Genomic DNA, 7,997 nt, shown 5'->3' with positions numbered 1-7,997 from the left:
ACGATCCCGGCGCCGGGCGCCCCGGTCTTCGGCATGCAGGTCTGGCTGGAAGGCGAGGCCGTGCTGGCGGTGGAAGGCGGCGAGCCCCTGAAGGTGGCCGGTGGCGCGGCGCTGTTGTTCAATCACGAACACGCCGTCGGCTGGGCGACACATCTGCCGGCCCACGGCCGCGTGCGGATGATAGACCTGCGCTACACGCCCGACGCGCTGGCTCGCGCAAGCGGTTCGATGCCGGTTGCGCTGCTGCGCAAGCGGTTTCACCGCGACGTCAGCGTGCCGGCGCAAGGGTCCCTGGTGGCATCGCTGGATGCGCCGCCCCGCTTGCTGGCCCTGGCGGGCAGCCTGACCGGCGAGGCCCCACCCGCGCCGGAAGCGCGGCGGCTTTGGTATTGCGCCAAGTCGCTGGAAATGCTGTCGGCCTTTGTACAGCTGCTGTCGCTGCCCGACGCGCTGGCGGGCCCCTTGGCGCACGAACATCAACGTGTGCACCGCGCCTGCGAGCTATTGCGCGATCGGTGCGCCGAGCATTGGCCGCCGGGGCGCCTTGCCCGCGAAGTGGGCCTGTCTGAAAAGCGGCTTCAGCAGCTGATGCGTGAATGCGTGGGCCGATCGGTGCATGCGTATTTAAGCGAAATGCGGCTGGCGCGCGCGTCGGATCTGCTGCAAACGGGTATGAGCGTGACGCAAGCCGCGGGCGAGGTCGGCTTTTCCAGCCTTAGCCATTTCAGCAAGGTGTTCAAGGCGCGCTATGGCGCGTCGCCCCGATCCTGGTAAGGTGCACCGACGCCCGCATGTCCAACGCAGCCAAGCCCGGCTCGGCCGGCGCTGGCGCATCGCAAAGGGCAAACCACCATGACGCAAAACATCTACGACACTGCCGAGTTTTTCGAGGCTTACAGCCAGATGGCGCGGTCGGTGCACGGCCTGGACGGCGCGCCCGAATGGCCGGCGTTGCGCGCGCTGATTCCACCGTTGCAGGGCCGCCGCGTCGTGGACCTGGGTTGCGGCTTCGGCTGGTTCTGCCGTTGGGCGCAGGCGCAGGGCGCCAGTGAAGTGTTGGGCGTGGATGTGTCGCAAAACATGCTGGACCGGGCCCGCGGCAGCGCACCCGCCACGGCACCCGCCGGCGGCATCGTGTATCAGCGCGCCGACCTGGAGCAACTGCAATTGCCGCCGGCGGCTTACGACCTGGCTTATAGCTCGTTGACGCTGCACTACATCGAGCGGCTGGCAGGGCTTTTTGCCACCGTGCATCAAGCGTTGACGCCTGGCGGTCATTTTGTTTTCTCAGCCGAACACCCGATCTACACGGCGCCCGCCAGCCCCGCCTTCGTGCAGGACGCCTCGGGCCGGCGCATCTGGCCGCTGAACCAGTACGCCGTTCAAGGGCCGCGCACCACGGACTGGTTGGCGAAGGGCGTCATCAAGCAGCACCGTACGCTGGGCGCTTATCTGAACCTGCTGATCCAGACCGGGTTCACCATCGCGCACGTGCAAGAGTGGGCGCCTACCCAGGAACAACTGGCCGCCCAGCCCGCGCTTGCCGAAGAGATGGATCGGCCGATGATGGTGCTGGTGGCGGCGACCCGGTAGGCTGAAATATTTGGTTTCACAAAACCCGCTTGCGTTGTCTATCTAGTAGTAGGTAAGATTCATCCATCGACGCAGCACACACAACACCCCGCTGACGCCGAAGCCAGAAATACAGTAGGACCGCTTTTTTATTTCCCCGGCTGTCTACCTACAAGTAGATAGCTAAACCAAAGACCGTAGCTTAATCGAATCAACGCAAGCCTCGTTTATTCATCTGGAGATCAACCATGAAGACCCTCGTATCCGCCCTGATTCTTTCCGCCTCGTTCATCGGCGCCGCCGCTCAAGCCGGCGAACTGGACTACCCGCCCGAACTGAACACCGCCAGCACCGTGACCCGTGCTCAAGTGCAGCAAGAACTGGCCGCCGCCCGTGCAAATGGCCAGCTGGTGTCCGGCGAAGAAGGCTACGCCGCGACCACGTTCGCTTCGGCCGGTGCCGACAAGACCCGTGCCCAAGTCACGCAAGAACTGGCCGCTGCCCGTGCTCAAGGCCTGACCGAAAGCGGCGAACTGGATTACCCGCCCGTTCAAGGCTGATTTTTTTAAGTGCCTGTCTATCTAGTCATAGATAGCTGCACGAACGTTACGTACTCCTATCCGCATTACGCAGCATCCCTTTCTACTGGAGATTGACCATGAAGACCCTCGTATCCGCCCTGATTCTTTCCGCCTCGTTCATCGGCGCCGCCGCTCAAGCCGGCGAACTGGACTACCCGCCCGAACTGAACACCGCCAGCACCGTGACCCGTGCTCAAGTGCAGCAAGAACTGGCCGCCGCCCGTGCAAATGGCCAGCTGGTGTCCGGCGAAGAAGGCTACGCCGCGACCACGTTCGCTTCGGCCGGTGCCGACAAGACCCGTGCCCAAGTCACGCAAGAACTGGCCGCTGCCCGTGCTCAAGGCCTGACCGAAAGCGGCGAACTGGATTACCCGCCCGTTCAAGGCTGATTTTTTTAAGTGCCTGTCTATCTAGTCATAGATAGCTGCACGAACGTTACGTACTCCTATCCGCATTACGCAGCATCCCTTTCTACTGGAGATTGACCATGAAGACCCTCGTATCCGCCCTGATTCTTTCCGCCTCGTTCATCGGTGCCGCCGCCCAAGCCGGCGAACTGGACTACCCGCCTGAACTGAACACCGCCAGCACCGTGACGCGCGCCCAAGTGCAGCAAGAGTTGGCCGCCGCCCGCGCGAATGGGCAACTGGTGTCGGGCGAAGAAGGCTACGCCGCCACGTCATTCGCGTCGGTTGGCGCGGACAAGAGCCGCGAACAGGTCAAGCAGGAACTGGCCGCTGCCCGCGCTCAAGGCCTGACCGAAAGCGGCGAACTGGACTACCCGCCCGTGCAAGGCTAAGCCGATGCCGGCACATGCGAACCCCGGGGGGCGGGATGTTTCCCGGCCGGGGTTCGCACGGGCCAAGGCCCACATCCTAGGGCGGCCACCAATGACGGACCGACCTATTAGTAGGTAATATTCAGCCATGGACACCCCGACCCCCAACACCACCCGAGACCTGCTGCTGGCGCATGCCGAGAAGCTCATCCGCACGCGCGGATGCAACGGTTTCAGCTACCGCGATCTGGCGGAGCATGTGGGCGTGAAGACGTCCAGCATCCACTACTACTTTCCGGGCAAGGACGACCTGCTGTATGAAGCCGTCGAAGCCTACAGCGCGCGCGCGCTGGGCGCCGTCCGTGCCATTGATACCGCGCAGCCTGCCCAGGCGCAGCTGGAGCAATACCTGTCGATGATGGAATCGCGGGCTTGCGGCTCGGGCGAATTGTGTTTGGGTGGCATGTTGGCCGCCGACATCATGAGCCTGTCCGACCGTGTACGCGGTGCGCTGCAAGGGTTTTTCCGTGCCCACGAAGCATGGCTGGCGCGTGTGCTGGCCGAAGGTGCGGCGCAGGGGACGCTGAAGTTCTCCGGTACGGCCGATGCGGCCGGCCGCGCGGTGTTTGCCACCGTCCAAGGTTGCCTGCTGGTGTCGCGGCTGTTCCAGCAGCCGCCCGCATTGTGCGAGGCCATCCGTGCGTTATATGTGGAGTGCGACAAGGCAGCCAAGCCCGCCGCAGCCGCATCCCAATCCGCACCCGCCACCGCTTCCGGCGAGTAACGGCGGCCAGACGTAAAAGCGCGACGGCGCGGATTTTCGCGCCGGTCCGCGGTCCGCAGTGAGGAGCCAGCAGTCAGCAGTGATCCGATTTCCCATCACGGCCGCCCGGCATTTGCAGGCGGCCGTTGTCATTGCGCGATCAGTGTTGCAACGCGCGCGCCATGTCCACGCTGGTGCGTTCTTGCATGCCCAGGTCTCGCATGCGTTGCAAGAACGCGGTTTGTGCGTGGGCGAATCCGATGACCGGGCTCATGCAATCGGTCAGCAGGACAATGCGTGACAGGTTGCCGCCGGGCAGGTGCTCGGCCAGATGTTCCACGGTGGCGCGCACGCAATGGCTGCCGGCTTCACCCGCGACCAGAATCAGGTCTGAGCGATCCAGCGACCCGAGCAGCGCGCGGTTTAATTGGCTGCGCGGGTCGTCGGGGTCTGGCACCTCGGCCATCAAGGCGCTGTAGTGCTCAGTCCAGGGGTTCGTGCCCTTGGGCGCCTTGCGCACAATGAACTGGCCGGCGTCTTCCCAGCGGTTGTACGCGGCGCGCACGTCGGGATGCACGTTGTGTCCCCAGGTGCCGATCTCGCAATGCACGGGCCACACCATCAAGGTGTAGCGGCCGCGCGCCTCAAGCTCGTCCAGATAGGTGGCGGTGCGGGGCAGGTCGTCGGCATGGCGTGGCAAAAACTGACCGGCCCGTAGTTGCGCCGCTGTTATCGGCGTGAAGGGCGCGACGGGCTTGCCTTCGCCCGTCTGCCAGAACGTGGGGTGCGCGATGTCCACGCGGTGATGCGAATCCAGCGTTACGGTGATCGAGGTCAATGCAGAAGCCGTAGCTTCAATGAAGCTTGCCAGCCGCTGCATGTCGGCATGCGCGCCGGGCACGGGCAGCGCGGGTTGCGTGACGTGGCCAGTCAGCGGGTCGCGCGGCAGGTAGGGCTCGGGCAAATCGCAGAAATCGTTCTGCGGATCGACGATCAGTAGATGGACGGAACGCGGCATGGCGGAACTTGTTTGGGGCTAAACCGGAATATAGACCGGGATCGCCGTTGTTCACTAGAACAGAACCAGATGTTCGGCGCGGTCGGGCAATTGACGCAGCAGCGCCGTCCACTGCCGCCAGAGGTAGGCGATGATGGCCACGACGGCCAGCGCGATCAGTATCCCCATGACAAGCTCCTGTCCATATTTCGCACGGGCGTGCGAAATTGAAGGGTTAAAACGCCGGCACTGGCCGGCAATGGGCGGACTATTCCGCCTGCGTCATATCAGGTGGGATGGGTGAACAAGCGATCACCCACCCGTCATTCCAAAACCGTAAAGCTGCGATACGTTGATATCAGCCTGTCATAGGCCGCTCGCACGCGCGCGGGCGCTTGCGGATCGCGCAGGAAACGCGCGTCATGCATCAGCCCGATCATCAGGCTGTAGACCTCGAAGACAAGTTGTTCGGGGTCGGTATCCGGCCGTAGATGGCCGGCGTCCAGCGCCTGGCGCACCGTGCGGACCATGGCCGCGCGCCATCGGCGCAGGTTGTCTTCCAGCAAGGCGCGCAGCGGCGATTCAACATCGTCGTATTCGAACGCGCCGGCCACATAGACGCAGCCTGTCGCCATTTCAACGTTGCTGGCGCGTTCCACCCACAAGGACACCAGCGCGTTCAAGCGGGGCAGCCCGCGCGGGTACGCCATGGCGGGCGTGAAAACGGCCGCCACAAAGCGCCGGTCATATTCGTCCAGCACGGCCTGTTGCAAAGCTTCAAGCGAGCCCACGCGGGAAAAAACCCCGCTTTTGCTGATGCCCAGCCGCTTGGCGACCTGACCTAACGACAGGCTTTCCATGCCCTGGGTGGCGGCCATGTCCAGGGCCGCGTCCACAATGGCCGCGAAGGTCAGCTCGCTTTTCTCCGTTTTGGCAGTCATGAAGCGAAATTTAGCACGGTCGTGCGAAATTGGTCGGTTTTTTTTTGGGGGCGGTCGGCATGCGGGGGGCCGTGCTGATGCAGAGCCAAAGAAAACCCGGGCAGCTCAGGCTGCCCGGGTTTGGAGTGCAATGATCCGCGCGATGGGCGGTCAGGCCTGCGCGGCGGCCTTGAATTGCAGACGGTACTTGTGCAGCAACGGTTCGGTGTAGCCGTTGGGCTGCGTCAAGCCTTCGAACACCAGCGCGCACGCCGCCTGGAAGGCCAGCGACGTATCGAAGTTGCCGTCCATCGGCTGGTAGAGCGGGTCTCCGGCGTTCTGGCCGTCAACCACTTTGGCCATGCGCTTGAAGGTTTCCGTGACCTGTTCCTTGTTGGTCACGCCGTGGCGCAGCCAGTTGGCGATGTGCTGGCTGGAAATGCGCAGCGTGGCGCGGTCTTCCATCAGGCCGACGTTATGGATGTCGGGCACCTTGGAGCAACCCACGCCCTGGTCGATCCAGCGCACGACGTATCCCAGGATGCCCTGCACGTTGTTGTCCAGTTCCTGCTGGATGTCGGCGGCGGACCACTTCGACGGATCGCCCACCGGCACGCTCAACAACCCGCCCAAGAGATCGTCGCGGACGCTGTCCAGCTTGGTGCGCTCCAGTTCTTTCTGTACGGCTTGCACGTCGATCTGGTGATAGTGCAGCGCGTGCAGCGTGGCGGCGGTGGGCGACGGGACCCAGGCGGTGTTGGCGCCGGCCTTCGGGTGCGCAATTTTTTGTTCCAGCATGGCGGCCATCAGGTCGGGCATGGCCCACATGCCCTTGCCGATCTGGGCGCGCCCGCGCAGGCCGGTGTCCAGGCCCACCAGCACGTTGTTGCGTTCATAGGCGGTGATCCAGGCGGTGGATTTCATGTCGCCCTTGCGCAGCATCGGGCCCGCTTCCATGCTGGAGTGCATTTCGTCGCCGGTGCGGTCCAAAAAGCCCGTGTTGATGAACGCCACGCGCGATGCGGCGGCGCCGATGCACGCTTTCAGGTTAATGCTGGTGCGGCGTTCTTCATCCATGATCCCCATTTTCAAGGTGTTGCGCGGCACCTTGATCAGGTCTTCGACGCGATCGAAGAGTTCGCTGGCAAAGGCTGCTTCGGCAGGCCCGTGCATCTTGGGCTTCACGATATAGACGGACCCGGTGCGCGAATTCAGCTTGGCGGTGCGGTCGTGCAGCGCGGCCAGGCTGGTGACGACGGCGTCCAGAATGCCTTCGGGGATTTCATTGCCGTCGCGGTCAAGGATGGCCGGGTTGGTCATCAGGTGGCCCACGTTGCGCACGAACATCAGCGACCGGCCGTGCAAGGTCAGCACGCCGCCGTCCGGGCGCGTGTATTGGCGATCGGCGTTCAGCTTGCGCGTGAAGGTTTTGCCGGCCTTGGTGACGGCTTCGGTCAGGTCGCCCTTCATCAGGCCCAGCCAGTTGCGATAGATGTGCACCTTGTCGGCGGCGTCGACGGCGGCAACCGAGTCTTCGCAGTCCATGATGGTGGTCAGCGCCGCTTCGACCAGCACGTCTTTCACGCCGGCGGCGTCGGTGCCGCCGATGGCGTTGGCGCGATCGATCTGGATTTCAAAGTGCAGGCCGTTGTTCTTGAGCAGGATGGCCGTGGGGGCGGACGCGTCGCCTTGGTAGCCGGCGAATTGCGAGCCGAATTTAAGGCTGGTCACCACGCCCTTGGCCAGGTTGACGCGCAGTTGGTCGCCTTCAACGGTGTAGCGCTGCGCATCGATGTGCGAACCATTGGCCAGCGGGGCGGCCGTGTCCAGAAAGCTGCGTGCGCGCGCGATGACGGCGGCGCCGCGCTCGGGGTTATAGCCCTTGCCCGTATCGCCGGGCGTGGCGGGGATGGCGTCGGTGCCGTAGAGGGCGTCGTACAGGCTGCCCCAGCGCGCGTTGGCGGCATTCAGTGCATAGCGCGAGTTGGACATTGGCACGACCAACTGCGGACCGGCCTGCTGCGAGATTTCAGTGTCGACGTTGTCGGTGGTGGCTTGCACGCTGGCCGGTTGGGGCAGCAGGTAGCCGATGCCTTCCAGAAACTTGCGGTAGGCTGCCGGGTCGGCGATGGGGCCGGGGTTGGCGCGGTGCCAGGCGTCCAGCTCGGCTTGCAGACGGTCGCGTTCGGCCAGCAGGGCGCGGTTCTTGGGCGCCAGGTCATGTACCAGCGCCGCGAAACCCTGCCAGAAGCTGTCTGCATCCAGGCCGGTGCCGGGCAGGGCTTCCTGTTCGATGAATTGGGTGAGATTGGCCGCCACTTGCAGGCCGTGTTGCTGGGTGCGTTGAGTCATGCGGGTCTCTAGCGGTAAGAAGGGCTGGGCGGGG

The 7,997-nt window shown here is 64.0% G+C and carries 9 protein-coding genes; 6 read left to right on the top strand and 3 right to left on the bottom strand.

All coding sequences use genetic code 11. The annotated features are described in order from the left end of the window. The 6 genes from ACNPP0_RS14530 to ACNPP0_RS14505 all read left to right on the top strand — a co-directional run. On the top strand, nucleotides 1-774 hold a 774-nt coding region (locus tag ACNPP0_RS14530), incomplete at its 5' end, for a helix-turn-helix domain-containing protein (protein ID WP_448706282.1). A 78-nt stretch (nucleotides 775-852) separates the two neighbouring features. Continuing rightward, a complete protein-coding gene (locus tag ACNPP0_RS14525) occupies nucleotides 853-1,593 on the top strand; it encodes a class I SAM-dependent methyltransferase (protein WP_448706281.1) in 741 nt (246 codons plus the stop codon). Between the two features lie 227 nt (nucleotides 1,594-1,820). Beyond that, nucleotides 1,821-2,132: a DUF4148 domain-containing protein gene (locus ACNPP0_RS14520; protein ID WP_332609484.1), complete on the top strand. Its 312-nt coding sequence runs from the start codon at nucleotides 1,821-1,823 to the stop codon at nucleotides 2,130-2,132. 98 nt (nucleotides 2,133-2,230) lie between these two features. Then, nucleotides 2,231-2,542, top strand: a complete 312-nt coding sequence (locus tag ACNPP0_RS14515; protein WP_332609484.1) for a DUF4148 domain-containing protein — start codon at nucleotides 2,231-2,233, stop codon at nucleotides 2,540-2,542. A 98-nt stretch (nucleotides 2,543-2,640) separates the two neighbouring features. Beyond that, the gene (locus ACNPP0_RS14510; protein WP_046802924.1) at nucleotides 2,641-2,952 is read left to right on the top strand and encodes a DUF4148 domain-containing protein; all 312 of its coding nucleotides are present in this window, start codon (nucleotides 2,641-2,643) and stop codon (nucleotides 2,950-2,952) included. A 127-nt stretch (nucleotides 2,953-3,079) separates the two neighbouring features. Continuing rightward, entirely contained in the window at nucleotides 3,080-3,715 is a 636-nt protein-coding gene (locus tag ACNPP0_RS14505) for a TetR/AcrR family transcriptional regulator (protein WP_332609485.1), read from the top strand. 139 nt (nucleotides 3,716-3,854) lie between these two features. Here ACNPP0_RS14505 and ACNPP0_RS14500 read toward each other — a convergent pair whose 3' ends face one another. The 3 genes from ACNPP0_RS14500 to ACNPP0_RS14490 form a co-directional block, all read right to left on the bottom strand. Continuing rightward, entirely contained in the window at nucleotides 3,855-4,712 is an 858-nt protein-coding gene (locus ACNPP0_RS14500; RefSeq protein WP_448706280.1) for a cysteine hydrolase family protein, read from the bottom strand. Between the two features lie 302 nt (nucleotides 4,713-5,014). Further along, complete coding sequence (locus ACNPP0_RS14495) at nucleotides 5,015-5,632, bottom strand: TetR/AcrR family transcriptional regulator (RefSeq protein ID WP_332609488.1); 618 nt, start codon at nucleotides 5,630-5,632, stop codon at nucleotides 5,015-5,017. 150 nt (nucleotides 5,633-5,782) lie between these two features. Then, entirely contained in the window at nucleotides 5,783-7,963 is a 2,181-nt protein-coding gene (locus ACNPP0_RS14490; RefSeq protein ID WP_448706278.1) for a malate synthase G, read from the bottom strand. Nucleotides 7,964-7,997: the final 34 nt, after the last annotated feature.

The organism is Achromobacter semiaridum, from assembly GCF_053543755.1.
Note: the sequence above shows the minus strand (reverse complement) of the source record. Positions and strands in the feature narration are given on the sequence as shown.

Excerpts from the sequence above, each read along its gene's own strand:
- ACNPP0_RS14525 (WP_448706281.1), top strand. The coding sequence starts at position 853 with ATGACGCAAAACATCTACGACACTGCCGAGTTTTTCGAGGCTTACAGC.
- ACNPP0_RS14520 (WP_332609484.1), top strand. The coding sequence starts at position 1,821 with ATGAAGACCCTCGTATCCGCCCTGATTCTTTCCGCCTCGTTCATCGGC.
- ACNPP0_RS14515 (WP_332609484.1), top strand. The coding sequence starts at position 2,231 with ATGAAGACCCTCGTATCCGCCCTGATTCTTTCCGCCTCGTTCATCGGC.
- ACNPP0_RS14510 (WP_046802924.1), top strand. The coding sequence starts at position 2,641 with ATGAAGACCCTCGTATCCGCCCTGATTCTTTCCGCCTCGTTCATCGGT.
- ACNPP0_RS14505 (WP_332609485.1), top strand. The coding sequence starts at position 3,080 with ATGGACACCCCGACCCCCAACACCACCCGAGACCTGCTGCTGGCGCAT.
- ACNPP0_RS14500 (WP_448706280.1), bottom strand. The coding sequence starts at position 4,712 with ATGCCGCGTTCCGTCCATCTACTGATCGTCGATCCGCAGAACGATTTC.
- ACNPP0_RS14495 (WP_332609488.1), bottom strand. The coding sequence starts at position 5,632 with ATGACTGCCAAAACGGAGAAAAGCGAGCTGACCTTCGCGGCCATTGTG.
- ACNPP0_RS14490 (WP_448706278.1), bottom strand. The coding sequence starts at position 7,963 with ATGACTCAACGCACCCAGCAACACGGCCTGCAAGTGGCGGCCAATCTC.